The following is a 24491-nucleotide window of genomic DNA, read 5'->3' on the forward strand; positions in this document are numbered from 1 at the left end:
CGTGTTCGCGCGGCGATTTGGGACAAATTCCGGGCGACGAAGGCGCGCCCGGCCCTTCCGGCGATGCGGGGCATGGCGGGGGCGATGGCGGCTTGAACATATCAGGAACAGTGGCCGCCTTCCAGTGATTTCGGGGGCCAGCGGGGCGGGCGCGGCTGGCGGGGTCCCGCTCCTTGTCGAAATCGGGCATGAGGAGGCGGCACGGCCCCTGCCCGGCCGCGCGCCAGCAGGAGCCCGCGCCATGGCCGGAACGCCCACCTTCGCCACCCCGCCCGGCTTCCTCGGCGTGCAGCGGCGCGACCCGGCAGGCGGCATCGCCGTGGCGGGCATCCCGCTGGATATCGGCACCACCAACCGCGCCGGCGCGCGGGATGCGCCGCGGGCGATCCGGGCGGCGTCCCGGATGCTGGTGGATGGCGCGCATCCCGGGTCCTGGGTGGACCCGGCGACGCTGCCGATCGCCGATATCGGGGATTTCGCCATCGCGCTGGGGGATATCCCGGCCAGCCTGGCGCTGATCGAGCAGCAGGCCAGCGTGATCGACCACCTGGTCGCGCTGGGGGGCGAGCATGGCATCACGCTGCCCCTGCTGCGCGCGCTGCGGCAGCGGGTGGGGGCGCCGCTGGCGCTGGTGCATTGCGACGCGCATGTGGACACTTGGCCGGATAATTTCGGCCAGGCCTACGCCCATGGATCGGTCTTCTGGCACGCGATCCGGGAGGGGCTGGTGGACCCCCGCCGCACCATCCAGATCGGCATCCGCAGCCCCGTGCAGCGGGAGGTCTGGGACTGGACCCTGGCGCAGGGCGTCACCATCGTCACCGCCCAGGATTTTTTCGAGCTCGGCCCGCCGGCCGTGGCCGCGAAGGTGCGGGAGGTGGTGGGTGCGGCCCCTGCCTACCTCTCCTTCGACATCGACGTGCTGGACCCCGCCTTCGCGCCCGGCACGGGCACGCCGGAAATCGGCGGGCTCGCGAGCTGGCAGGCGCAGGCGCTGCTGCGGCGCCTCGACGGCGTGGATTTCCGGGGCATGGATGTGGTGGAGGTGCTGCCCGCCCATGATGTGGCGGAGATCACGGCGCTGGCCGCGGCGACGATGGCCTGGGAATACCTGTGCCGCTGAAAAGCTTCCGGCGCCCTGCGCTGAATGCAGGGCGTCATGCGCGAGGGTCTGGGCCGGCGCCAGAATTTTCACTTGCGGTTCAGCGAAGCCGCCGCTATTTATCCGGCCACTGACCGACGCCATCGCACGTGCCGCGAGCCCGCTCCGATTTCAGGACACCGGGCACAGCAACGACGGGACGCGTCCTTTGTTCGACCCGGCCTCACCGCCGGGTAGGTTCGAGGGAACCGCCTGAGTCGCCTGATCGCCGCACGTGAGGCAGTGTCATCCCCGACATGCCATCGCGACTGCGCCTGAGCCGGACCGCGGCGCGACCGACTGCCTGAGGGCAGGACGGCGCGTCGGCGACGGCTCCTCCGCCGCGTCCCGTCCGCGCCGCAAGGCCCGGCGTGCCGGGGCGGAGCCTTGGGCAGCAGGCGGTTCCCTCCTTCCGCCGCCGCGCCTCCCCCATCCGGGATGCTGGCGCGGCGGCGGCCAAATTCACGCGTCGCGCCAAGGAGGGCCACCGCCATGACCGAGTTCCGCTTCCGCGGCGCCGTCGCGCCGCTTCGCCGCCCCGCCCAGCCCGCTTTGCCGCGCACCGTCGATGCCGTGGTCGCGGCCCTGCGGCCGGAGGAGCCGCTGCACTGCCTGCGCCCGGCGCAGGTGGCGGCGACGGCGTCCGCCTTCCTGGCCGCCTTCCCCGGCACGACGATGTATGCGGTGAAGTGCAACCCGGAACCCGGCATGCTGCGCGCGCTATGGGCGGGCGGCGTGCGGCACTTCGACTGCGCCTCGGCCGCGGAGGTGCGGCTGGTGCGCAGCATGTTCCCCGATGCCGCCATCCATTTCATGCACCCTGTGAAGGCGCGTTCCGCGATCCGCGACGCCTATGCCCAGCATGGCGTCCGCGACTTCGTCGTGGACAGCGAGGCGGAGCTGGCCAAGGTGATGCAGGAAACGGGCGGCGCCCGTGACCTCGGCCTCATCATCCGCCTGGCGCTGCCGAAGGGCGAGGCGATGATGGATCTCTCCGGCAAATTCGGGGCGGAGCCCGGCGTGGCGGTGGCGCTGCTGCGTGCGGCGCGGCCGCTCGCGGCCAGGCTCGGCGTGTCCTTCCATGTGGGCAGCCAGTGCCTGGAGCCCGATACCTATCGGCGTGCCATCGCGCTGGCGGCGCAGGTGATCCGCGACTCCGGCGTGGCGGTTGAGGTGCTGGATGTCGGCGGCGGCTTCCCCGTCGCCTATCCGGACATCGTGCCGCCGCCGCTTTCCGCCTTCATGGCGGCGATCCGCATCGGCTTCGCGGAAGCCGCCCTGCCGGGCGTGGAACTGTGGGCGGAGCCCGGCCGCGCGCTGGTGGCCGGCGGGGCTTCCGTGGTGGTGCAGGTGCAGGCGCGGCGGGATGGCGAGCTTTTCGTCAATGACGGCGTCTATGGCGCGCTGTCCGATGCGGGGGTGCCGGGGTTCCGGTTTCCCGTCCGGCTGCTGCGCCAGACCGATGCCGGGACCCTGCCCTTCGCCTTCCAGGGCCCGACCTGCGACAGCGCCGACCGGATGGCAGGGCCCTTCCTGCTGCCGGCCGATGTGCGGGAGGGGGATTGGATCGAGGTCGGGCAGCTCGGCGCCTATGGCGGCTGCCTGCGCACCGCCTTCAACGGCTTCGACCGTGCCGGCATGGTCGATGTCATCGATCCACCCTTGCTTGAAACGCCGGGTTACTCCATGGCCGCGCAAGCGGCGTGAACGAGCCGGCCCGAAGGAGCGACTGAACGATGAAGCATGTGGATTTCGCCGGCCGGCTGGTGATGCTGGGCTTCGGGTCGATCGGCCAGGGCGTCCTGCCGCTGATCCTCCGTCACATCGGCATCACCGCCGACCGCATCACCATCGTGACCGCGGAGGAGCGGGGCCATGAGGTGGCGGCGGAATACGGCGTGCGCTTCATCATCGAGGCGGCGACGCGGGACAACTACCGCGACCTGCTTTCGCCGCTGCTGGGCAAGGGCGACTTCCTGCTGAACCTCAGCGTGGACGTCGCCTCCGTCGCGCTGATGAAACTGTGCCAGGAGCTGGACTGCCTCTACCTCGATACGGTGGTGGAGCCCTGGGCTGGCGGGTACACGGATCCCTCCCTTACCCCCTCCCAGCGTTCCAACTATTCGATGCGGGAGGAGGCGGTGGCGCTGAAGCCCGCCTTCCAGGGCGGGCCGACCTCCGTCACCGCGCATGGCGCGAATCCGGGGCTGGTCAGCCATTTCGTGAAGCAGGCGCTGCTGGACATCGCGCGGGATACGGGGCGCCAGGTCAGCGTGCCGAAGCCCGCGGACCGCACGGGCTGGGCGACGCTGGCGCGCGACCTCGGCGTGAAGGTGATCCATATCGCGGAGCGCGACACGCAGGTCTCGCTGACGCCGAAGAAGCCCGGGGAGTTCGTGAACACCTGGTCGGTGGACGGCTTCGTGGGAGAGGGCAGCCAGCCCGCGGAACTCGGCTGGGGCAGCCATGAGAAGGCGCTGCCGCCGGATGGCCACCGCCACGGCTTCGGCTGCGACGCGGCCATCTACCTGATGCGGCCGGGTGCCAGCACCCGCGTTCGGTCCTGGACGCCGCTGGAGGGGCCGATGCATGGCTTCCTCATCACCCATAACGAAAGCATCTCGATCGCGGACTACTACACGCTGCGGGACCAGGCGGGGGCCGTGACCTACCGGCCGACCTCCCACTACGCCTACCACCCCTGCGACGATGCGGTGCTGTCCATCCACGAACTCGCCGGCAAGAACTGGCAGATGCAGCCGGAGAAGCGGCTGATGACGGATGAGATCGTGCACGGGATGGATGAACTCGGCGTGCTGCTGATGGGCCACGCCAAGGGCGCCTACTGGTACGGGTCGCGGCTGACGATCGAGGAGGCGCGGCGCGTGGTGCCGCACAACAACGCGACCTCGTTGCAGGTGACGGCGGCGGTGCTGGCGGGCGTGATCTGGGCCATCGAGAACCCGCGCGAAGGCGTGGTCGAATCGGATGAGATCGACCATGAGCGCGCGCTGGCGATCTGCGCGCCCTACCTCGGCGATGTGGTCGGCGCCTATTCCGACTGGACGCCGCTGCAGGACCGCGCGGTGCTGTTCCCGGAGGATGTGGACAGCAGCGATCCCTGGCAGTTCAAGAATTTCCGGGTCGTCTGAACCGCGATGCGCGGGGGGTTTCCTACCCCCCCGCGCGCACGATCAGCCCGACGGAGGTCACGGGGAAGCCATCCACCGTCAGCCGCAGATGCGGCGCGGTCGGGAAGGCCAGGGCCGGGTGGGGCTGGAGATCGTAGGGCGGCACGTCGATGAAACGGTCCAGCAGGCCCGTGCCCGCATCGGTATCGAGCGCCAGCAATTCATGGCCATCGGCGGCCAGGCGCCGGGACAGTTCCGCGAAGTGACGCGGCTGGAACAGGACGGTGGGCCAATTGTCCACCGTCTCCCCCTCCGTCTCCAGGTTCATTTCCGTGGTGTGCACGGCGATGCCGCCGGGCTTCAGGCAGCGGACGGAATTGCGGACGAATTCCAGCCCCTGCTCGATGGATCCGACATGTTCGAAGGAACACATCGACCAGCAGAAATCGAACTGGCCATGCAGTTCGGCCGGGATGGCGTTCATGTCCACCGGGCGGAAGCGGCAATTCGCCAGGAAGCGTTCGCGCCGCACCAGGTTCGGGCGCAGCAGCCCCTCCAGCGACGCCGCGTGCTGGTCGGTCTGCGCCCAGTTGTCGGCGCGGCCATCCTCCCCGGCCAGGTCGGTGGCCAGGACCTGGATGTGCCGGCCGGCGAGGTAGGAGGGCGTCAATTCGGTGCCGACGGCGAAGCCCAGCCCCTGGGCGCCGCTGCGCAGCTGCCCGCCTTCCCACAGCGCCTGCAGGACGAAGCCGTATTCCCAGATCTTGCGGCTGTAGAAGGGCACGATCTGCAACTGGCCGCACCAGAAGCGCAGCCAGTCCGATTCGATATCCGCCTGGGTGCAGAGCTTGCTGGTCAGGCCGACCCGCGTGGCGGTGCCGGGCAGCGTGGCGCCGGGGCCGGCCTTGCCCTCGGCGTAGAAACGCTCCGCCAAAGCGAGGCCCATGAGCTTGGTGTTCCAGCGCAGCGCCGCCAGTTCCTTCAGCGCCATCGAAAGCGGGTCCCGCGCCGGGGTGCCATCCGGCGCCAGGCGTGAATGGAGGCCGAGGCGCTTGATCACCTGGTCCGCCACGGCATCCACCAGCGGGGTGGTCGCCCGGTCCAGCGCGCGGGAGGCCCAGGCGGAAGCCTGCCCCTTCGAAGCGTCCTTCATCGTCCTGTTACCACGCTGCCGGTCATCCTGATGTCGCACCCCCGGCATGATCGGCCGGGTGTCGTCACCCCAGGGATAACGGCTTTGCAGCCCCGCGTCTGCGCCGGGTTGCGCCGGGGTCCAGGGGGGCCATGATCCCTTCCCATGGCAGGCGGGAGGGCGGCGATGCGGCATGTGGTGATGGCAGGGCTTTCGGCCCTGTGCCTGGCGGCGGCACCGGCCGCCGCCCAGACGCTGCGCATCGCGATGGCGGCGGAACCGACCTCCGCCGATCCGCAGCACTACGCGGCCGCGCCCAATTCCACCCTGCATGACCATGTCTTCGAAAGCCTGGTGGAACTGGATTCGCGCCTGAAGGCGGGGCCGTCGCTGGCCACCGGCTGGACGCGGCGGGATGACCGTTCCTGGGTCTTCGAGTTGCGGGAGGGGGTGCGCTTCCACAATGGCGCGGGCTTCACGGCGGCGGATGTCCATTTCTCCTTCTGCCGGATCGTGAACAATGAGAGCGAGCTGGCCTCCTCCTTCTCCTCCACCATCCGGCGGATCGCGCGGGTGGAGACGGAGACGCCGCATCGGATCGTGATCACGACGCGGGAGCCGGAGCCGCTGCTGCCGTCGGACCTGTCCAGCGTGCGGATCATCAGCGCGAGCAGCGTGGCGCCGCGGGCCGTGGCCTATGACGGCGCGCAGGGCTGCGGCGCGAAGGAGGGGCCCTGGCCGACGCTGGCGCAGTTCAACGATGGCGGCGCCGCCATCGGCACGGGGCCGTTCAGGCTGCGCAGCTTCGGGCGCGGCGGCGTCACGGAACTCACGCGGAACGAGGATTACTGGGGGCCGCGGCCGCATTGGGCGGAAGTGCGGCTCCAGCCCGTGACGGCGGCGGGGCCGCGGCTGGCGGGGCTGCTGGCCGGCGACCATGACGTGGTGGAGGCGCCGTCGACCGCCGATATCCCGCGGCTGCGCGGCAATGCGGCGATGCGGCTGGCGGTGGCGCCAACCACGCGGCTGATCTTTCTTCAGCTGGACCAGCGGGAGGCCGCGCCCTTCGTGAACGGGGGCGTGGGCCCGAATCCGCTGCGGGATGTGCGGGTTCGGCAGGCGCTGTCGCTCGCCATCGATCGGAATGCGATCGTGCAGCGGGTGATGGACGGGCTGGCGGTGCCGGCTTCGCAGTTCCTGCCGGATGGCATGACCGGCACCATCCCCGGCCTGCCCGTGCTGCCCTTCGACCCCGCCCGCGCCCGCGCGCTGCTGGCGGAGGCCGGCTACCCCAACGGCTTCACCCTGACGCTGCACGCCACCAACAACCGCTATGTGAATGACAGCCGCATCGCCCAGGCGCTCGGCCAGTATTTCACGCGCATCGGCGTGCGGGCGGAGGTGGATGCCATGCCGTCCAACGTGTTCTTCAGCCGCCGGGCCCGGCGCGACTTCTCCCTCCCCATGGGCGGCTGGTCCGCCAGCGCGGAGGAGACGCTGCTGTTCTTCCGCATCTGGGTGGCGAGCCTCGACCGCGACCGCGGCATCGGCACCAGCAACTACAGCGGCTGGTCCGACCCCGCCTTCGATGCGGACGCCATCCCGGCCCTGACCACGATGGACGACGCCGCCCGCGGGCGGCTGCTGCAATCGGCGTCGCGGCGCGCGCTGGACCAGATGCCGGTGCTGCCGATCCATTTCGAAAGCGCGGTCTGGGCCTTCCGGCGCGGTCTGCGCTTCGAGGGCCGGATGGACCAGACGACCCTGGCGCAGGAGATCATGCCGGAATGAAGACCCCCCTCGCCCAGGCGCTGTCCCAACCCGGGCGCGCCGCCATCCCCTGGACGGATGGCGCCTGCGACCTGGCCAGGCCGCTGACGCTGCACACCTACCGCGCGCCCGGCTTCACGCCGGACAGCCCGGTGGTGCTGGTCAGCCACGGGATGCTGCGCAACGGCGACGACTACCGGGATTTCTGGGTGGACGCCGCGGACCGGCACGGGCTGCTGATCATCGCCACCACCTTCGGCAACGCCGCCTGGCCCGGCGCCGGGCCCTACAATAACGGCCTGGTGCTGGATGAGGAGGGCGCCGTGCGGCCGCGCGCTTCCTGGGGCTACGGCATCCCGCTGCGGGTGTTCCAGGCCTTGCAGGCCGCCGGCATCACGCGGCGCCCCCGCGCGCATTTCTTCGGCCATTCCGCCGGCGGCCAGTTCGGGCACCGCCTGATGTCCACCCAGCCGCATGACCTGCTGGAGCAGGCGACCGTCGGCAACCCCGGCTGGTACACGCTGCCCGTGCTGGACAAGCCCTTCCCGGAAGGGATGGGCGGCATCGGGCTTTCGGACCGCGAGGTGGAGGCGCTGCTGCGCTTCCCCATGACCATCCTGGCCGGCGACCGGGATACGGAGGTCGGGCCCTCCCTTCCCGCCAACCCCGAGGCGCTGGCCCAGGGGCCGCACCGATTCGCCCGGGCGCATTTCTACCTGGAGGCCGGGCGGGCGGAGGCGAAGCGGCGCGGCTTCGACTGCGCCTGGAGGCTGGTTCCGGTGGCGGGCATCGGCCATGACGGGCGGGCCATGTCGCGGGTCTGCGCGGCGCTGTGGTTCGAGGGCCGGCTGATCTCCGCCGAGGAAGCAGGCGTGGTCGCGGAGGGGGCGGCCTGACGGCGGGGGCCGAATTGACGGGCCGGACCGGGCGACGTAGCGTTGTCAGGTCATATGATGACTGATCCTTCCTGCCCCGTCCGGGGTGTCCCCGCATGAGTGGCCGCCCCATCGGCATGGCGCCGCTACGTTCCCCCGCGAACCTCACCGGCGCGCTGGTGCACCGCCTGGCGGAGGAGATCCGCAGCGGCCGCCTGGCGCCCGGCGCCCGCCTGCCGACCGAACAGGATCTGATGCGGGAGGCCGGCGTCAGCCGCACCGTGGTGCGGGAAGCCGTGGCCGCGCTGCGGGCGGAGGGCCTGGTCTTCACCCGCCAGGGGGTGGGCGCCTTTGTCAGCGACCGCCCCGGGGAGGGAATCTTCCGCCTGACGCCGAGCGAGGCGGAGGGGTTGCAGCAGGTCATCCAGGTGCTGGAACTGCGCCTGGCGCTGGAGGTGGAGGCCGCGGGCCTGGCCGCTCTGCGGCGGGACGCGACATCCCTCGCCGCGATCCGGGAGGCCGAGGCCGCCTTCGATGCCGCCATGGCATCCGGCAGCGACGGGGCGGAGGCCGATTTCGCGCTCCACCGCGCCATCTTCGCCGCCACCGCCAACCCGCATTTCCTGCGCCTGCTGGAAGTGCTGGGACGGCACGCGATTCCCCGCCGGGCGCTTGGCCTGGTGGAGCGGAGCGATGCGGAGCGCCGGGCCTATCTGGAACAGGTGCGGCGGGAGCATCGCCTGGTGGCGGAGTCCATCGCCGCGGGCGATTCGGCCGCCGCGCGGGATGCGATGCGCGGGCATCTGGAAGCGGCGCGGGAACGCTACCGGCGGCTGGCGGACCAGGTGGGGGCGGGCGCGCCGTAGCGCGCGCCGCCCCCACCTCACGCCAACGGGCCTCACACCACCGCGGTCATGCCGCCATCGACATAGAGCAGGTGGCCGTTCACGAAATCCGAGGCGGCGGAGGAGAGGAACACGGCGGCGCCGACCAGCTCCTCCACCTTGCCCCAGCGGCCGGCGGGCACGCGCTTGCAGAGCCAGTCGGTGAAGGCCTCGTCCTCCACCAGCACCTTCGTGAGCTCGGTCGCGAAATAGCCCGGCGCGATGGCGTTCACCTGCACGCCGCCCTTGGCCCATTCGGCGCAGAGCGATCGCGTCATGGTCCGGACCGCGCCCTTGCTGGCGGCATAGGGCGTGATGGTGGCGCGGCCGAGTTCGGACTGGACGCTGGCGATGTTCACGATCTTGCCGTGGCCGCGCTTCAGCATCCGCCGCGCGCAGGCCTGGGCCATGAAGAACACGGCCTCCACATTCACGGCCTGGACTTCCCGGAAGGTCTCGGGCGTCACCTCCGTCGCGGGGAAGCGGCGGTTGATGCCGGCGTTGTTCACCAGCACCTCGATGGGGCCGACACGGGATTCCAGCTCCTCCACAGCGGCATCCAGGGCATGGGGGTCCGTCACGTCGAAGCCAGCCTCCGTCACGTCGATTCCCTCCGCCGCCAGGGCCCGCGCGGCCTCCCCCAGCGCCTTCGGGTCGCGGCCGTTGAGGATGATGGAGCCGCCGGCCTGGCCCAGGCCGCGGGCGAGCGCGAGGCCGATGCCGCGGCTGGAGCCCGTGATGAGAATCCGCCGCCCCTTGAGGTCGAACAACCCTTGCGTCATCGACGCCTCCTGCCATTGATGGCCGGGGACGTTGCGGGGAAATACGATGTCGGACAAGCCTGGGCTGCTGCTGGTTGGCGAGTTGCCGGAATGGGACGTGGCGGCGCTGGAGGCCGATTTTCACGTCTTCCATTACTGGCGGGCGGCGGACAAGGCGGCGATGCTGGCCGAGGCCCGTGACAGCACCGTCGCCATCGTCACCAAGGGCGAGATCGGCGCGGATGGCGCGCTGATGGATGCGCTCCCCAAGACGAAGATCATCGCCTGCTACGGCGTCGGCGTGGATGCCATCGACCTCGATGCAGCCCGGGCGCGCGGCATTCCCGTGACCAACACGCCCGATGTGCTGACCGAGGAGGTGGCGGATTTCGCCATCCTGCTGATGCTCGGCGCGGCGCGGCGGGTGCGGGATGGCGATGCCTGGGTGCGCAGCGGGGCCTGGGCCGCGCGCGGGCCGATGGCGCTGACCACGCGGGTGTCGGGCAAGCGGCTCGGCATCGTGGGCCTCGGGCGGATCGGCAGCGCCATCGCCAGGCGGGCGGAGGGCTTCGGGATGCCCATCGCCTACAGCGCCCGCACCCGCAAGGATGGCGTCGCCTATGACTGGTACCCGACCCCCGCGGCGATGGCGCCGCATGTCGATGTGCTCTGCGTCGCCGCCGCCGGCGGTGCCGCCACGCGCGGCCTGGTGGATCGCACGGCGATCGAGGCGCTGCCCCCCGGCGTGATCTTCGTGAATGTGTCGCGCGGCACGGTGGTGGATGAGGCCGCGCTGCTGGACGCGCTGCGCCAGGGCAGGATCGGCGCCGCGGGGCTCGACGTGTTCCTGAACGAGCCGAACATCGATCCCGAATTCCTGACCTTCCCCAATGTGCTGCTGCAACCGCACGCCGCCAGCGGCAGCATCGAGACGCGGAAGGACATGGGACGGCTGATGCGGGAGAATGTCGCGGCGGCGATGGCGGGAAGGACGCTGCCCACGCGGATCGCGTGAGCGCGCCCCTCCCCGCGCGCTCAGCCCTCGAACTGCGTCTCCAGCGTGATGTCGGCCTTCAGCAGCCTGGAGACGGGGCAGCCCGCCTTGGCTTCCTCCGCCAGCGCCTTGAAGGTCGCCTCATCCGTGCCGGGGACCCTGGCGCGGAGGCTCAGCGCGACGCGGGTGATGCGAAAGCCCTCGCCCTCCTGCTCCATCGTGACCTTGGCGGTGGTGTCGAGGCTTTCCGCCGCCAGCCCGTCCTTCGCCAGGCGGAAGGCCAGCGCCATGGTGAAGCAGCCGGCATGGGCGGCGCCGATCAGTTCCTCCGGGTTGGTGCCGCTTCCGTCGCCGAAGCGGGCGTTGAAGCCGTAGGGCGCTTCCTTCAGCACGCCGCTGGCGGAGGAGATGTGGCCGGTGCCGTCCTTGCCGCCGCCGGCCCAATGGGCGGATGCGCTGCGCATGATGCTGGCCATGGGGGATGCTCCTGTCGTGGTTCCAGGGGCCTCATCGCGCGGGGGCGGCGGAAGGCGGCATGACAAGGCCGCGCGCGGGCACCTTGCCGGGCGGGGACGGCGCCTGTAGGGCGACGGGGTCCCAAGCCTCGGAGAAGTCGATGCCCGCCGGTTTCCGCATCCTGCCCCGCGCCCGCGCCGTGGCGCCCGCCATCGTGGAACGGTTCCGCCCCCTGCCCGTCGCCAATGTCAGCGACAGCATGTCCCGCCTCTTCGCGGCCGGGCCGCGCATCCGGCCGATGCACAAGGGCGGCGTGATGGCCGGGCCGGCCTTCACGGTGAAGACCCGGCCGGGCGACAACCTCATGGTCCACAAGGCGATCGACATCGCCAATCCCGGCGATGTGGTGGTGGTGGATGCGGGCGGCGACCTGACCAATGCGATCATCGGGGAGCTGATGCTGGCGCAGATGGTGAAGCGCGGCCTGGCCGGCATCGTCATCAATGGCGCCATCCGCGATTCGTGCGCCCTCGCCCAGCAGGATTTTCCGGTGTTCGCCGCGGGCGTCACGCATCGCGGGCCCTACAAGGACGGCCCCGGGGAGATCAACGTCCCCATCGCCATCGACGGCATGGTGATCGAGCCCGGCGACATGATCCTGGGCGATGATGACGGCTTCGTCGCCATCGGCTTCGACGATGCGGCGACGGTGCTGGCCGCGACCGAGGCGAAGCAGGCCGCCGAGGAGAAGCAGATGGCGCAGATCGAGGCCGGCACCATCGACCGGTCCTGGGTGGACGCCACCCTCAAGCGCCTGGGCTGCGAGGGCGTATAGGAACCGTCCCGCGCTTCCCCTAGGCTTCGACGGAAGCACCAGGGGAAGCGCAGGGATGGGGTTGCAGACACCCGTGATCGGGCCGGCGGCGCCGCGGGGCCTCTGCACGGATTGCGGCATCTCCCGCACCAGCGACCCCAAGGCCTGCGGCCGCGCCTGCCAGTTCATCAAGCCGGACTATCCCGCCCTGGAAGCCCAGGTGCATGGCCGCGCGCGGGACCCCGCGCGGCCGGATGAGCTGCATTTCGGCCCGCACCGCCGGATGGTCCGCGCGCGGCTCGCGCAGCCGGCGCCGGGCGCGCAATGGACGGGCATCACCACCCGCATCGCGGAACGGCTGCTGGAGACCGGCGCGGTGGACGCCGTGCTGGCCATGGCGCCGGACCCCGCGGACAAGTGGAAACCCATGCCCGTGCTGGTCACGAAGGCCGAGGACATGGCCCGCTGCCGCGGCATGCGGATGGGCTATGCGCCGCTGCTGGCGCTGCTGGAACCCGCCCGCGCCGCCGGGCACAGGCGCCTTGCGATCATCGGCATCCCCTGCCAAGTCTATGCGCTGCGGGCGCTGGAACGCGAACTCGGCTTCGACCGCCTCTTCGTCATCGGTACGCCCTGTTCGGACAACACGACGACCGGGAATTTCCATCGGTTCCTGGCGCTGCTGGACGAGGCGCCGGAGACCATCACCTATCTGGAATTCCGCGCCGACTTCCATGTGGAGCTGCGCTTCGCCGATGGGCGGATTCGAGAAATCCCCTTTCTCCAGCTGCCGATCAGCCAGCTGCCCGGCGACTTCTTCCCGCTGACCTGCCGGACCTGCGTCGACTACACCAATGTCCTGGCCGACATCACCGTCGGCTACATGGGCGGCCAGGGGGAACAGTGGCTGCTGGTGCGGAACGAGCGCGGCGAGGAACTCCTCGCGCTGCTGGGGGATGAGGTCGTGACCAGCACGCCCGGCAGCGCGGGTAAGCGAGGCGGTGCGGTGAAGGGTTTCCTCGCGAATACCGAACGCGCCGCCGGCGGCCTGCCGCTGCGCCGGATGCCGGACTGGCTGCGGCCCATCGTGGGCTGGCTGATGCCGCGCATCGGGCCCCGCGGGCTGGAATTCGCCCGCGCGCGCGTGGAGATGAAGGCGGTGGAGACCATCCTGCACCTGCGGCGCGCCGAACCGCGCCGCATGAAGACGATGATCCCCGCCCATGTCTGGGCGCTGGTCGCGCGCTACGGGGTGAAGCCGCAGCCGGGGGAAGGCCCAACGACGACACCCCCGGCCTGATTTCGGCTCTCTTTCGGGCCGGTTTCGGGACCGCCCCCTGCGCTCTCCGCCATCGTAGGCCCGCCCGATCCCGGGCCCGATGACGGAGAGGAGACGACCATGCCGCGCTGGACCTGGAGCGCCGCCTCGCCTGGGCGACCAGCCAGGTGGAGGCAGCGCGCCGGGCCTTCCCGCACCGCACCGCCGCCGTGCTGGAACGGCTGCGCGTGCCGGAGTTCCGCCGGCGCTGATCGTCAGGCCACGGGGCGGATGATGCCGGGGCTCTCGGGGGAGATGTCGGGCACCTCCACCGGGCCGCCCGGCCCCGGCACTTCACGCGCCGGCGCCGGCGCCGGGACGCCGGGCGGGGGCTGTGCAGGCTGGGCCGGCGGTGCCGCGGGTTCCACCTGCGGCAGTCCGGGAAGCTGGGGGATCGGGGGCGGTGCCTCCGGCGGCGGGGGCGGCTGGGGCTCCAGCGGCGGCAGGCCCGGAAGCTCGCCCGGCCTCGGATCGGCCGGCGGGGTGGGGTCGGACATGACGGGGGCGATCCTGCTGGGGTGGGTCACGCCATCCCAACGCGGAAGTCGCCCCGGCGTTCAGCGGGGCCGGGGGGCAGGATCGCCGCCCGGTGTGCCCGGCGGCGGGATCACCGGCGTCGTGCCGGGCCGGGGCATGGGGACCGGGGCCAGGATGCCGGGGTCCACATGCCCTGGCGGTCGCAGCACGCCGCGCGGGATGCGGGGCTGGACCGGGCGCTCGATCCCGTCATGGGCGCGAGGGCCGTCGGCGCGGGGTTGCGGCTGCGCGGGGCGCTCCGTGCGCGGCGGGGGCTGCGCCGCCGCCGCCAGGGGCAGGACGACCAGCGCGGCCAGCAGGGGCGCGCGCATGGTCAGTGCCGCTTCGCCGCCGCATTGCGCCGCCGGGTTTCGGCGGCCTTGCGGGCGGAGGCGCTGCGCTGTTCCGGCGTGCGGGCGGCGGAAGCGGCGCCGCCCTTCTTCCCGCCCCGCTTCGCCGGGATATTGGTATCCGGCACGCCGCGGCCTGACCCCGAGAGATTGCCGCCGCCTGTCGCCTTGTTGACGGTCGCCCAGGCCCGCGCCTCGGCTTCCTCCTTCGGGACGCCGCGGGCCTCGTAGCCCTCCTCGATATGCGCGGCCATGCGCTTCTGCTTGCCGGTGTATGTCGACTTGTCGCCACGGGGCATGGGACGATTCCTCCTGGCTCCTCTGCCTCAACCCCGCCCCCCGGCCAGGGTTCCGGCCGCGCGCCACCCCGGCTTGCTGGACAGGGCCTGGCGGGCAACCCTGCGGCAAGGCCGCGCCCCTCGCGCGGCAGGGGGATGGGACACCAGGCATGGATCTGCGAATCAAGGACGATCTGGCGCTTGTAGTGGGGGGCAGCGACGGCATCGGCCTGGCCACCGCCAAGGCCCTGGCGGAGGACGGCGCGCGCGTCACCATCGCATCCCGTGACGCGACCGCCCTGGCGGGGGTGGCAACGGGGCTCGGCATGGATCACATCGCCTGCGACGCCACCCAGGCCGAATCGGTGGAGTCGCTGGTCTCCACCTGGGAAAGCCGGCACGACCGGCTGGACATCCTGGTGATGGCCGTGGGCGGCAGCCACCGATCGCCCTTCGAGAAGCTGACGGATGACCAGTGGCGGCAGAACTGGGAGTTCAACATCCTGGCCACGGTGCGCGTGGTGCGCGGCCTGCTGCCGGCGCTGCGCCGCGCCGGGGGCGCCCGCGTGGTGCTGTTCGGCGCCGCCGGCGCCCGCATGCCCTATGCGGAGCAGATCGTCTCCAACGTCCACAAGGCCGGGCATATCGCGCTGGTGAAGACGCTGGCCGCCGAACTCATCCCGGAAGGCATCCGCGTCAACGCCGTCTCCCCCGGCCGCACCATCACCCGGCTGTGGCGCAACCGGGCGGCCACCATGGCCAAGGCGGAAGGCACGACGGAGGAAGCGATCCTGGCCCGCTTCGCGGAAGACATCCCGCTCGGCCGCTTCGGCGCCGCCGAGGAAATCGCCGACGTCGCGGCGTTCCTCGCCTCGCCCCGCAGCAGCTACGTGGTCGGCCAATCCGTCGCGGCCGATGGGGGGATCGGGCGCGGGCTGCTGTGAGGGCGTAGGGCGGTGCCAGTGGCCCGGGGAAGAGGCTCCGCCCCTTCCCCGTACCCCAACCCCGCAAAGGGGCAGCGGCCCCTTTGATCCCCCTTCAATCGATGAAAAGCCTGGGGTCCAGGGGCCCGCTGGCCCCTGGCGGAGTGAGGTCTGGAGAGGGGCCGGAGGCCCTTCTCCAGGAGCCACCAGCGCCCCCCTACCCCACCACCGCTTCCGCCTCGATCTCCACCGCATACGGCCCGACGAGGCGGGCGACTTCGAGCAGGGTGTTCGCCGGGCGCGCGGTGGCGAAGACGCGGCCATGGACGCGGCCGACGGCTTCCCAGTCATTCGCGTCCCGCAGCCAGACCCGGGTCTGGATGACGTCGTCCATGGTGCCGCCCAGGGCCTCGATCGCGGCGGCGATCTTGTCGAGGATGTAGACGGCCTGGCCACCGGCATCGCCGGGGCAGACCACGCTGCCGTCGGTGTGGGTGGCGGTGGTGCCGCTGACGAGGATGCGCGGGCCGACGCGCACGGCGCGGCTGTAGCCGCAGGAGGCTTCCCAGATGCTGCCGCTGTCCACGCGCAGCCGCCCGGGGCGGAATTCCGTGGCGCCGTAGATCTTCGGCAGGCTGTCGAGGTGGTGGCTGAGATCGCCGGAGGCCGTGAGGTAGGGCGGCTTGCGGTATTCGTCGCCGCAATCGCCGGGGATGGGCTGGGTGTCGCCGAAGGCGTGGCGCAGGCGCGCCTGGTCGTCCTCATCCAGCGTGAAGGTGAACAGGCGGAGGTTGTCGGCCCGGTGCTCGGCTTCCGTCAGGCGCGCGCCGAGGATGACGGCGCCGACAGCGGGATGTTGCAGGGACCAGCGGGTGGCGACGTTGCTGAGGGAGACGCCGTGCTTCTTCGCGATGGCGTCCGCTTCGCGCAGCAGGCGCTGGAAGGCGGGCCAGCCGCCCATCGCGCCGATGAAGCGGCGGTACTTCATCTTGGACCAGTCGGTGATGTCGGCTTCCGCGGGTTCGTCGGCGCCGAGCCAGCGTTCGGACAGGAAGCCGCCGCCAAGCGTGCCGTAGGCCAGGATCTTCACGCCATGCGCCAGGCAGAAATCGGACAGCGCGCCGGCGGCGCGGCGGTCGAGCAGGGAGAAGCTGACCTGGTTGGTGGCAATGGGGATGCCGTTCTTCACCGCGACGCGGAGGTGGTCGGTATCGAAATTCGTCACGCCGATATGCTTCAGCGCCCCGTCCGCGCGCATCGCCGCCATTTCCTTGAGGGCGTCGAGCCAGGCGGGATGGCGGAAGGACCACCAGTGGAACTGCATGAGGTCCGGCACGCCGCCGAGGCGTTCGATGCTGCGGCCGACGCCTTCGCGCACCACGTCACGCGTCATCGGGCCGGGCGTCGGGACCCATTTCGTGAAGACGGAGGCATTGCCGCCAAGGGCGCGGAACTTCGCGAAGATCTCCTCCGCGCCGCCGTAATGGTCCGCCATGTCGAAGCTGTCGAAGCCGGCATCGGCGTAGTCGGCCATGGCGGCGGCGGCGGCGGCGTAGTCCAGCGTCCGGCCGTCACGCTCCTGGTCGGCCACCTGCCAGAGGCCGGTGACGATCCGGCTGGCGGGAAGCCCGGGGGCGAGAAGCGTGCGCGGGGGGCGCGGGCGGTGGGGCATGGCGTCGGCTCCGTCCGGGAAGGCGCGGGATGACCCCCACCCAGCCTCCCCCGCAAGCGTGGGGGAGGGTCTGGGTGGGGGTAGGGCGCCAAGTCAGCGCGGCGGGAGTTGCCGCTGCACGGCCTGCACTTCCTCCACCGTCATCTGGCCGACGGTCACGATCTCCCCGTTCTGGATGCGCCACTTGCGGAAGGGGCCGGTGATGTCGCCATTGGCATCGAACTCCACCGGGCCGATGACGCCGATGTAGCGGATGGCCTGGCCGGCGCGGATCAGTTCGAGGCCACGGGCGAAGCCTTCGGGACCGGCATGGACTTCCGTGCCGCCGGGGGCCGTCACCTGGCGGATGGCGTCGCGGATGGCGGCGGCTTCGAAGCGCCCGGCCTTGGCGATGGCCAGGCCGAGGATCGCGGCGGCGTCGAAGGCGCGGTCGGCGGCGGGGGCGCCGGCGCCGAAGCCGCCCGACATCGGCGGATAGGCGCGGGCGAAGTATTCGGTGGACGGCGTGGTGACGGTGCCGGAGGAGGTGCCGAAGGCGTTGTTCAGGAAGCGCGGCCCGACATCGCGGATGAAGTCGGCGCTGTTCATGCCGTCATTCAGCAGGAAGGTGGCGGGGCCGCCCTGCTGGATCCAGGTGCGCGCGATGGTCGTGCCGTCGCCGGGATAGCTCACCAGATAGAGGGCGGGCGGGTCGCCGCGCAGCGCATTGGTCACTTCCGGTGCGTAGCTCGCCTGGCCCTGGTTGTAGGGCGTGGTGGAGATGATGGTGCCGCCGAGCGCGACATAGGCGCGGCGGAACTCGTTCACCATGTTCACGCCGAAATCGTTGTTGACGTGGATGATGGCGAGGCGGCGGAGACCCTGGTCCATGGCGTAGCGCGCGGCCGCCGTGCCCTGCAGCGCGTCTGACGTGATGGTGCGGAAGAACCAGCCGCGGGTCTGGCCCTCCACCGCCATGCGCGTGAGCGTGGGGGAGGAGGAGGCGGGCGAGATCTGCACCACGCCCGCCGGCCCGGTCACGGAGGTGACGATGGGGATGGAGACGGAGGAGATGATGCCGCCGATGATGGCGGGCGTGCGCCGCAAATCCACCAGCTGCCGCGCCTGGTCCACGGCAACGCTGCCCTGGGATTGTGCGTCGCGCAGGTCGAAGCCCAGGCGGCAGCCGGCAATGCCGGTCGCGCCCGCGGCGGCGTTCAACTCGTTGAAGGCGAGTTCGACCGACTTCGCCGCCGCCTGGCCGAAGCGGCCAGCGGGGCCGGTGAGGGAGACGACCATGCCGACATTGTGGGTGCAGGCAGGCGCCTGCGCTGCCGCAGGCAGCGCCCCGAAAGCGGCGGCGGCGACGGCGGCGGCGAGTGCCGCGCGACGGGCAAAGGACATGATCGGAAGGCCCCCCGGCAGATGGATGATTAACACTCGAAATGCCCGAGTCAGGCCGTGTTTGTCCAGGCTCACCGCCCAGGGGCGCGCTGATTAACCCGCCGCGCTATGCAGGGCCATTGGAGAAGCGGCATGGCGAAGCGCCTCGATCCCTCATGGGTCGTGCTGGACAGCATCGAGAACGAGCAGCATGACCGCTGCGTGGACGTCTTCCTCCGCCCCGACGGCAGCTTCGGGTTCGAGGCCTTCCGGCGGGATGCGGAGGATGCCGGCGCCTGGACGCCGGTGAGCTACTTCTCCGGCCTCCGCCACGCCACGCGCGCCGCGGCGCTGGAAGAAGCGGCGCGGCGGATCGCCTGGCTGGGGCAGGTGCTCAGACCGGGGGCGTGACCCAGGTTTCCTGCACGAAGAGCCAGCGCGGCGGCGTCGCCGTCGTGTCGAACAGGGCGGCAGCCCGGCGGGCAGTCTCCTGGGTGCCGAACCACTGCCGCTCGACATAATGCATCAGCGCGCGGCCGGGGGCTTCGTGGATGGTCTCGATCTCCTCCACCGCGATGCGGAAGCCGGGGCCGCGGACGGCGCGGGCGGACTGGAGAAAGCCGAGGATGCCGGCGCGGTCGAAGCGCGCGCCGGAGGGCAGGACCATCTGGAAGCCCGCCGCGAAGGCGGCCTCGAACCGCTCAAAATCCCCCTGCCCCGGCGCGCCGAGCCACGCCTCGAAGACCTGGTGCAGCGCGACGATCTCGGCCGCGCAGGCCTCATTCCTTGTTGAGGTCATACTTCATGATCCTGCCATGCGGGCCGTCGCGGTCCCGTTCCAGCGTGTAGGTATCGCCGCCCGGGCCGGGGCAGCGTGCGAGCAGCGCGTCGATCGCGGCGCGGTCGTCATCATCCAGCGCGAAGCGGAAGATGGCCAAATTGTCCGGCAGGTGTTCGGCGTAGCGGGCGCCGACGATCGCGCCGGCGACATGGGGCTGGTCCAGCACCCAGCGCGTGGCGACGGCGGTGATGGAGACGCCATGCTTGCGGGCGATGCCGTCCAGCAGGCGCAGCAGCGCCTGGAAGGAATCCCAACCGCCGAATTCCTCGATGATCAGGCGATATTTCACGAGACTGCGGTTCGCCAGCTTCTCCTCGGGCGCGGGTTGCCCCAGCCAGCGGGACGACAGAAAGCCGCCGGCGACGGTGCCGTAGCAGAGGAAGCGCAGCCCGCTATCCGCCGCCAGGCCCGCGAGCAGCCCGGCCGGGCGGCGGTCCAGCAGCGAATACTGCACCTGCATGGAGACGAGGGGCACGCCGGCCTCGATCATCGCCGCCGTGCTGGGCGTGTCGAAATTGGTGCCGCCGATGTTGTGGATCTTGCCGCGAAGCTGGAGTTCGCGGAGGTGCAGCGCGGTCTCGACCTGGCCGGGGATGTCGTAGTTCCACCAGTGGAACTGCACCAAATCCAGCCGCTCCGCCTTCAGGCGCAGCAGGGACCGGTCGATGATGCGCTCGACATAGTTGAAATCGACGCGCGGCAGGTCAGACCAGTCCGGCACGAACTTCGTATGGACCTGGAGGCGGGCGCGGTCGCTGGGCGGCAGGGTCGCGCGGAACTCCCCGATCATCGCCTCCACGCCCGTGTAGATGTCGGCGCAGTCGAAGGTGGTGACCCCGGCATCAAGGAAGGCGCGCATGTCGGCGATGGCGCGGGGCTGCTCGATCTCCCCATGGCCGCCGGCCAGCTGCCAGCCGCCGCGCAGCAGGCGCGCGATGGAATAGCCGGGGGAAAGCTCGGTCCGTTCGACGGTCATGGCGTGCTGTCTTTCAGCGGCACCGCGGTGGTGTCGGCATGGCGGAATCGGCGCTTGGCGAGGCGGGTGATGCGCAGGCGGGAGGGGCAGTTGGGGTCGGGGCAGGCCACTTCCGCATCCGTGCTCATCCAATCCGCGGGATGGGTCATGCGCTGCTTCGCCGCCAGCAGGGGCAGGACGGCCGCCAGGGAATAGACGGAAAAGCCCTGGCCGGGGGGCAGGTGCAGCATCTCCCCCCTCAGTTCGAAATGGTCGCCGGGGACGGCGCCGCACCAGAGCTTCGCGCCCGGCGGTGCCACCACTTCCACCCGGAGGTCCCAGAGATCGAATCCGTCCTCGTCCATGCCGCCCTTCCCGGTTGTGGTCGATATCGGGCGGCGCGGCGCGGGGGGCAAGCCGGTTGGGCCTTGACCAGGGCGCGGCGCGCAGGTTGATGCGGGACAAAGGCCGGGAGACTGCCGCGCAATGCTCGTGGCGCAGGGACTGACAAAGGGGTTCGGCGGGCCGCCGGTGGTGGAGGATGTCTCCTTCACCCTGGCGCGGGGCGCCATCACGGGGCTGATCGGGCCGAATGGCGCCGGCAAGACGACGCTGTTCAACCTGCTGGCGGGCAGCCTGCGGCCCGACCGGGGCACGCTGGCGCTGGACGGCACGCGGATCGAGGGTCGCCGGCCGGATGAGGTCTTCGCCCTGGGCATGGCCCGCACCTTCCAGATCCCCCGCCCCTTCCCCGCCATGACGGTGCTGGAGAACGTCATGCTCGCGCCGCCCGGCCAGCAGGGGGAGCGGTTCTGGACCAACTGGCTGCGCCCGGGTGCCGTGGCGGCGGAGGAAAGGCGGGTGCGGGAACGCGCACTGCATTGGCTGGATTTCGTGGGGCTGACGCGCCTGGCGCAGGAGCCGGCGCGGGTGCTGTCGGGCGGCCAGCGCAAGCTGCTGGAACTGGCCCGCGTGCTGGTGGCGGAACCGCGGCTGATCCTGCTGGATGAGCCGGGCGCTGGTGTGGCGCCGCCGCTGCTGGCCACGATCATGGAAAAGATCGTGGCGCTGAACGCACAGGGCACGAGCTTCCTCATCATCGAGCACAACATGGAACTGGTGATGTCGCTGTGTCGCCCGGTGCTGGTGCTGGCGCAGGGAAAGCTGCTGATGGAGGGAGAGCCGGAAGCGGTGCGGGCGGATCGGCGGGTGGTGGAAGCCTATCTTGGCGCGGGCATCGCATGATGCCCGCTCTTTCATGGTGGGTGATCGCATGACGGCCGCGCTGGAATTCTGCGCCGTCGAGGGCGGGTATGAGCCGGGCCTGCCGATCCTGCGGGGCGCGTCGCTGGCGGTGCAGCAGGGGGAAATCGTGGCCCTGCTCGGCCCCAATGGCGCGGGGAAATCCACGCTGGTGAAGGCCGCCGCGGGGCTGGTGCCGATCTGGTCGGGCAGCGTGATGCTCGGCGGGCGCGACATCACGCGGGTGCCGGCGCATCGCATGGTGCGGGAGGGCCTCGGCTTCGTGCCGCAGACCGAGAATGTCTTCGCCAACCTCTCCGTGCTGGAGAATCTGCAACTGGCGGCGGCGCTGGTGCCGAAGGAACGGCGCGGGTCGATCGATGCCATGTTTCATCTGTTTCCGGACCTGGCACGCCAGCGGTCATTGCCCGCCGGCAGGCTCTCGGGCGGGCAGCGGCAGATGGTCGCGGTGGCCCGCGCGCTGGTCGCCTCCCCTTCCGTGCTGATGCTGGACGAGCCCTCCGCGGGCCTGTCGCCGCTGCTGGTCGGCGTCGTGTTCGAAAGGCTGAAGGCGGTGCGGGAGACCGGCGTGACGATCCTGCTGGTGGAGCAGAATGTGAAGGCGGCGCTGGCCATCGCGGACCGGGCGGCGGTGCTGGTGGAGGGGCGGGAGAGGCTGGTCGGCGCCGCTTCCGACCTGGCCGATGATGGCAGGCTCGCGGGGCTCTACCTGGGCGCGGGGGTGCACTGAGCATGCTGCAACTCATCGCCGATGGGCTGGTCGTGGGCTCCGTCATCTCGCTCGGCGCCGTCGGGCTGACGCTGACCTATTCCATTTTGCGCTTCGCCAATTTCGGCCAGGGCGAGTTTCTCACATGGGGCGCCTACCTCGCGGTCTCCGCGCTGTCGCTGACCTTGGCGGTGACGGGCGCGGGGGTGATGGCGCCGATCGAGCCCTTCTCCTTCGGCTGGCAATTGCCGGTGGCGATGGTGGCCTCCGCGGCGCTCACGGCAGCGCTGGCGCTGGCGCTGGACTGGGCGCTGTTCGCCAGGCTGCGGCGCACCGGCAGCGCCATCACGCTGGTGATCGCGAGCTTCGGCGCGGCGCTCGCGCTGCGGAACCTGCTGCAATTCCTCTATGGCACGCTGCCGGAATACTACACGCGGGAGATCCAGATCGCGATCCGGCTGGTGCCGAGGGATACGCTGGGCGGGCTGCGCGTGACGCCGGACCAGATGCTGGTGCTGGGCGTCACCGCCGCCGCCGTCATCGGGCTGCACCTGCTGCTGACGCGCACCACGCTCGGCCGCGCGATGCGCGCCACGGCGCAGAACCCGGCGCTGGCGCGGGTGGCGGGGGTGGATGTGGAGGGGGTGGTGCGGGCCACCTGGGTGATCGGCGCGGGGCTGGCGGCCGTCGCGGGCGTCATGGCGGGGCTGGTCGGGCAGATCCGCCCCGGGCTCGGCTTCGAATTGCTGCTGCCGCTGTTTGCCGCGGCGATCCTGGGGGGCATCGGCAGCGTCTGGGGGGCGGTGGCGGGTGGGTTGATCGTGGGGCTGGCGGAGAGCTTCTCCGTGCCGCTGTTCGGCGCGGAATACCGGCTGGCGACGGCCTTCCTGGTGCTGATCGCGATCCTGCTGCTGCGGCCGCGCGGATTGTTCGGGGAGAAGGCGTGATGGATGCGCTCTCGCTGCTGTCATACCTCGCCTTCTTCAGCGTCTTCGCGGGCATCTTCGCCATCATGGCGCTGGGGCTGAACCTGCAATGGGGGTTCACCGGGCTGTTCAATGTTGGTGTCGCGGGCTTCGTGGCGATCGGGGCCTACACCTCCGCCCTGCTGACGGGGCCGGAGGATGCGGCGCGCTTCGGCGGCTTCGGGCTGCCGATCCTGGTGGGCTGGCTGGGCGCCATGGTCCTGGCGGGCATCGCGGCCTTCATCGTCGGCGTCGCGGCGCTGCGGCTGCGCGAGGACTACCTGGCCATCACCACCTTCGGCATCGCGGTGACGATCCAACTGGTGGCGCTGAACGCGACGGCGGTCACGGGTGGGCCCTTCGGCATCCAATCCATCCCCAAGCCGCTGGCGGGGTGGCTCGGCACCGGGCTGGCCTGGAACCTCGGCTACCTGGCGCTGGTGCTGGCGATGCTCGGCGCGGTCTGGTGGGGGCTGGAGAGGCTGGTGGCGTCCCCCTGGGGGCGGGTGCTGAGGGCGATCCGGGAGGATGAGGCGGCGGCGGCCTCGCTCGGCAAGCGCGCCAGCGCCTTCCGGCTGCAAAGCTTCGTCATGGGCTGCATGGTGATGGGGCTGGGGGGCGCGCTCTACGCGCATTTCGTCGGCTACATCGCGCCGGAGGATTTTCTCCCGATCCTGACGTTCCAGATCTGGGCGATGCTGATCGTCGGCGGGTCGGGCAACAATGCCGGCGCGGTGCTCGGCGCGGTGCTGGTCTGGGCGATCTGGACGGTCAGCGGCGGCGCGCTGCGGGAAATGCTGCCGGTGGCAGAGCAGGCGCGGGGCGCGGCGCTGCAGGTGGTGCTGATCGGCGCGCTGATCGCGGTGATCCTGGTGGTGCGGCCGCGGGGCCTGCTGGGCGAACGCGCGACGGTGTCGCGCCACGCCGCGAAGGTCAGCCCGCCGCCTTCCTGAAGGCGCGCAGGGGAAGATCCTGCCCGACGGCGGCCAGGTCATTCACCAGCATCACGGCGGCCGGGCCTTCCTGGTCCGGCACCCGCGCCGCCATGGCGGCCAGCCACACCACGCGGCCGGGGACCGTCGCGGCGAAGGGGATGGGGGCGGGCTGGTCCATCAGCGATTCCTCCCGCGCCAGGATCGCGCGGTCGTCGCAGGCGCCTGCGATCTCCGCACGGGCCATGGCGGAAAGGGCCATGATCGCGGCGCTGGCATCGCCGGGCGGCAGGGCTTCGTCCAGCAGGTCCAGGCAGGCGTCCAGGAAGGCGCGGAGCGCGGCGTCCGGGTCCCGCGACACCACCGCATCCACCGCATCCAGCAGCGCCAGCGGATCGGCGCCGAGGAAGGCCAGGCGCTGGGCCGTGGCGGAAACCCAGGCACGCATC

General features: G+C 71.2%; 27 protein-coding genes. 15 read left to right on the top strand and 12 right to left on the bottom strand.

All coding sequences use genetic code 11. The features are described from left to right. Positions 1 to 241 precede the first annotated feature (241 nt). The 3 genes from speB to BM041_RS17920 all read left to right on the top strand — a co-directional run bounded on the left by speB (position 242) and on the right by BM041_RS17920 (position 4293). Positions 242 to 1123 (top strand): agmatinase, encoded by an 882-nt coding sequence (speB, locus tag BM041_RS17910; RefSeq protein WP_092961261.1) that lies wholly within the window; start codon positions 242 to 244, stop codon positions 1121 to 1123. A 510-nt stretch (positions 1124 to 1633) separates the two neighbouring features. Continuing rightward, complete coding sequence (locus BM041_RS17915; protein WP_092961262.1) at positions 1634 to 2848, top strand: type III PLP-dependent enzyme; 1215 nt, start codon at positions 1634 to 1636, stop codon at positions 2846 to 2848. Between the two features lie 29 nt (positions 2849 to 2877). Then, a complete protein-coding gene (locus BM041_RS17920; RefSeq protein WP_092961263.1) occupies positions 2878 to 4293 on the top strand; it encodes a homospermidine synthase in 1416 nt (471 codons plus the stop codon). A gap of 22 nt (positions 4294 to 4315) precedes the next feature. Here the strand turns inward: BM041_RS17920 and BM041_RS17925 are convergent, their stop codons facing one another. Beyond that, positions 4316 to 5425, bottom strand: a complete 1110-nt coding sequence (locus BM041_RS17925; protein WP_245762152.1) for an SAM-dependent methyltransferase — start codon at positions 5423 to 5425, stop codon at positions 4316 to 4318. A 144-nt stretch (positions 5426 to 5569) separates the two neighbouring features. On the opposite strand from BM041_RS17925, the gene BM041_RS17930 reads away from it, so the two are divergent. The 3 genes from BM041_RS17930 (at position 5570) to BM041_RS17940 (ending at position 8915) form a co-directional block, all read left to right on the top strand. Continuing rightward, positions 5570 to 7195 (top strand): ABC transporter substrate-binding protein, encoded by a 1626-nt coding sequence (locus tag BM041_RS17930; RefSeq protein ID WP_245762153.1) that lies wholly within the window; start codon positions 5570 to 5572, stop codon positions 7193 to 7195. After that, complete coding sequence (locus BM041_RS17935; protein WP_092961265.1) at positions 7192 to 8070, top strand: alpha/beta hydrolase; 879 nt, start codon at positions 7192 to 7194, stop codon at positions 8068 to 8070. Before BM041_RS17930 ends, BM041_RS17935 begins: the two co-directional genes overlap by 4 nt. Before the next feature lie 95 nt (positions 8071 to 8165). Continuing rightward, positions 8166 to 8915: a FadR/GntR family transcriptional regulator gene (locus tag BM041_RS17940; protein WP_092961266.1), complete on the top strand. Its 750-nt coding sequence runs from the start codon at positions 8166 to 8168 to the stop codon at positions 8913 to 8915. Between the two features lie 32 nt (positions 8916 to 8947). Here BM041_RS17940 and BM041_RS17945 read toward each other — a convergent pair whose 3' ends face one another. After that, positions 8948 to 9715, bottom strand: a complete 768-nt coding sequence (locus BM041_RS17945) for a glucose 1-dehydrogenase (RefSeq protein ID WP_092961267.1) — start codon at positions 9713 to 9715, stop codon at positions 8948 to 8950. A 46-nt stretch (positions 9716 to 9761) separates the two neighbouring features. Between BM041_RS17945 and BM041_RS17950 the strand changes: the two genes are divergently transcribed. Continuing rightward, entirely contained in the window at positions 9762 to 10709 is a 948-nt protein-coding gene (locus BM041_RS17950) for a 2-hydroxyacid dehydrogenase (RefSeq protein ID WP_092961268.1), read from the top strand. 20 nt (positions 10710 to 10729) lie between these two features. Here the strand turns inward: BM041_RS17950 and BM041_RS17955 are convergent, their stop codons facing one another. Next, complete coding sequence (locus BM041_RS17955; RefSeq protein WP_175534006.1) at positions 10730 to 11164, bottom strand: OsmC family protein; 435 nt, start codon at positions 11162 to 11164, stop codon at positions 10730 to 10732. Positions 11165 to 11304: 140 nt separating this feature from the next. Between BM041_RS17955 and BM041_RS17960 the strand changes: the two genes are divergently transcribed. Both BM041_RS17960 and BM041_RS17965 read left to right on the top strand, forming a co-directional pair. Then, positions 11305 to 11979 carry an RraA family protein gene (locus BM041_RS17960; RefSeq protein ID WP_092961269.1) on the top strand — a complete coding sequence of 225 codons (675 nt, stop codon included), beginning with the start codon at positions 11305 to 11307 and terminating at the stop codon, positions 11977 to 11979. Between the two features lie 55 nt (positions 11980 to 12034). Beyond that, positions 12035 to 13258, top strand: coding sequence for a Coenzyme F420 hydrogenase/dehydrogenase, beta subunit C-terminal domain (locus tag BM041_RS17965; RefSeq protein ID WP_092961270.1), 1224 nt, complete (start codon positions 12035 to 12037; stop codon positions 13256 to 13258). Positions 13259 to 13491: 233 nt separating this feature from the next. On the opposite strand, the gene BM041_RS17970 is transcribed toward BM041_RS17965, so the two are convergent. Genes BM041_RS17970 through BM041_RS17980 form a run of 3 tightly spaced genes read right to left on the bottom strand, consistent with a single transcriptional unit; the run spans position 13492 to position 14441 of the window. Next, positions 13492 to 13773: a hypothetical protein gene (locus BM041_RS17970; protein ID WP_092961271.1), complete on the bottom strand. Its 282-nt coding sequence runs from the start codon at positions 13771 to 13773 to the stop codon at positions 13492 to 13494. Between the two features lie 60 nt (positions 13774 to 13833). Beyond that, on the bottom strand, positions 13834 to 14124 hold the full coding sequence (locus BM041_RS17975) for a hypothetical protein (RefSeq protein ID WP_217648755.1): 291 nt from the start codon (positions 14122 to 14124) through the stop codon (positions 13834 to 13836). A 2-nt stretch (positions 14125 to 14126) separates the two neighbouring features. Continuing rightward, the gene (locus BM041_RS17980) at positions 14127 to 14441 is read right to left on the bottom strand and encodes a plasmid stabilization protein (protein ID WP_092961272.1); all 315 of its coding nucleotides are present in this window, start codon (positions 14439 to 14441) and stop codon (positions 14127 to 14129) included. Positions 14442 to 14590: 149 nt separating this feature from the next. Here BM041_RS17980 and BM041_RS17985 point away from each other — a divergent pair, with 149 nt between their 5' ends. Next, the gene (locus BM041_RS17985; RefSeq protein ID WP_092961273.1) at positions 14591 to 15364 is read left to right on the top strand and encodes an SDR family oxidoreductase; all 774 of its coding nucleotides are present in this window, start codon (positions 14591 to 14593) and stop codon (positions 15362 to 15364) included. 196 nt (positions 15365 to 15560) lie between these two features. Here the strand turns inward: BM041_RS17985 and BM041_RS17990 are convergent, their stop codons facing one another. Both BM041_RS17990 and BM041_RS17995 read right to left on the bottom strand, forming a co-directional pair. After that, positions 15561 to 17015, bottom strand: a complete 1455-nt coding sequence (locus BM041_RS17990) for an aldo/keto reductase (RefSeq protein ID WP_092961274.1) — start codon at positions 17013 to 17015, stop codon at positions 15561 to 15563. A 93-nt stretch (positions 17016 to 17108) separates the two neighbouring features. After that, a complete protein-coding gene (locus BM041_RS17995) occupies positions 17109 to 18398 on the bottom strand; it encodes an ABC transporter substrate-binding protein (RefSeq protein ID WP_092961275.1) in 1290 nt (429 codons plus the stop codon). Between the two features lie 132 nt (positions 18399 to 18530). Here BM041_RS17995 and BM041_RS18000 point away from each other — a divergent pair, with 132 nt between their 5' ends. Then, positions 18531 to 18788, top strand: a complete 258-nt coding sequence (locus BM041_RS18000; RefSeq protein ID WP_092961276.1) for a hypothetical protein — start codon at positions 18531 to 18533, stop codon at positions 18786 to 18788. On the opposite strand, the gene BM041_RS18005 is transcribed toward BM041_RS18000, so the two are convergent. The 3 genes from BM041_RS18005 to BM041_RS18015 are packed head-to-tail and all read right to left on the bottom strand — an operon-like array spanning position 18772 to position 20538. Then, positions 18772 to 19176 (bottom strand): DUF4440 domain-containing protein, encoded by a 405-nt coding sequence (locus tag BM041_RS18005; protein WP_092961277.1) that lies wholly within the window; start codon positions 19174 to 19176, stop codon positions 18772 to 18774. The two genes, BM041_RS18000 and BM041_RS18005, sit on opposite strands and share 17 nt — an antisense overlap. Continuing rightward, a complete protein-coding gene (locus BM041_RS18010) occupies positions 19157 to 20194 on the bottom strand; it encodes an aldo/keto reductase (RefSeq protein ID WP_092961278.1) in 1038 nt (345 codons plus the stop codon). The genes BM041_RS18005 and BM041_RS18010 overlap by 20 nt, the downstream gene beginning before the upstream one ends. Next, positions 20191 to 20538, bottom strand: a complete 348-nt coding sequence (locus BM041_RS18015; protein ID WP_092961279.1) for a TIGR04076 family protein — start codon at positions 20536 to 20538, stop codon at positions 20191 to 20193. The genes BM041_RS18010 and BM041_RS18015 overlap by 4 nt, the downstream gene beginning before the upstream one ends. Positions 20539 to 20659: 121 nt before the next feature. Here BM041_RS18015 and BM041_RS18020 point away from each other — a divergent pair, with 121 nt between their 5' ends. The 4 genes from BM041_RS18020 to BM041_RS18035 are packed head-to-tail and all read left to right on the top strand — an operon-like array spanning position 20660 to position 24063. Then, complete coding sequence (locus BM041_RS18020; RefSeq protein WP_092961280.1) at positions 20660 to 21418, top strand: ABC transporter ATP-binding protein; 759 nt, start codon at positions 20660 to 20662, stop codon at positions 21416 to 21418. 28 nt (positions 21419 to 21446) lie between these two features. Beyond that, positions 21447 to 22166, top strand: a complete 720-nt coding sequence (locus BM041_RS18025; RefSeq protein WP_092961454.1) for an ABC transporter ATP-binding protein — start codon at positions 21447 to 21449, stop codon at positions 22164 to 22166. A gap of 2 nt (positions 22167 to 22168) precedes the next feature. After that, positions 22169 to 23092 (top strand): branched-chain amino acid ABC transporter permease, encoded by a 924-nt coding sequence (locus BM041_RS18030; protein ID WP_092961281.1) that lies wholly within the window; start codon positions 22169 to 22171, stop codon positions 23090 to 23092. Continuing rightward, entirely contained in the window at positions 23092 to 24063 is a 972-nt protein-coding gene (locus BM041_RS18035; RefSeq protein ID WP_092961282.1) for a branched-chain amino acid ABC transporter permease, read from the top strand. The genes BM041_RS18030 and BM041_RS18035 overlap by 1 nt, the downstream gene beginning before the upstream one ends. Here BM041_RS18035 and BM041_RS18040 read toward each other — a convergent pair. Next, on the bottom strand, positions 24044 to 24490 hold the full coding sequence (locus tag BM041_RS18040) for a hypothetical protein (RefSeq protein WP_092961283.1): 447 nt from the start codon (positions 24488 to 24490) through the stop codon (positions 24044 to 24046). The genes BM041_RS18035 and BM041_RS18040 overlap by 20 nt on opposite strands. Between the last annotated feature and the right edge of the window lies 1 nt (position 24491).

It is taken from the genome of Falsiroseomonas stagni DSM 19981 (assembly GCF_900114315.1).
GTDB classification, from domain to species: domain Bacteria; phylum Pseudomonadota; class Alphaproteobacteria; order Acetobacterales; family Acetobacteraceae; genus Falsiroseomonas; species Falsiroseomonas stagni.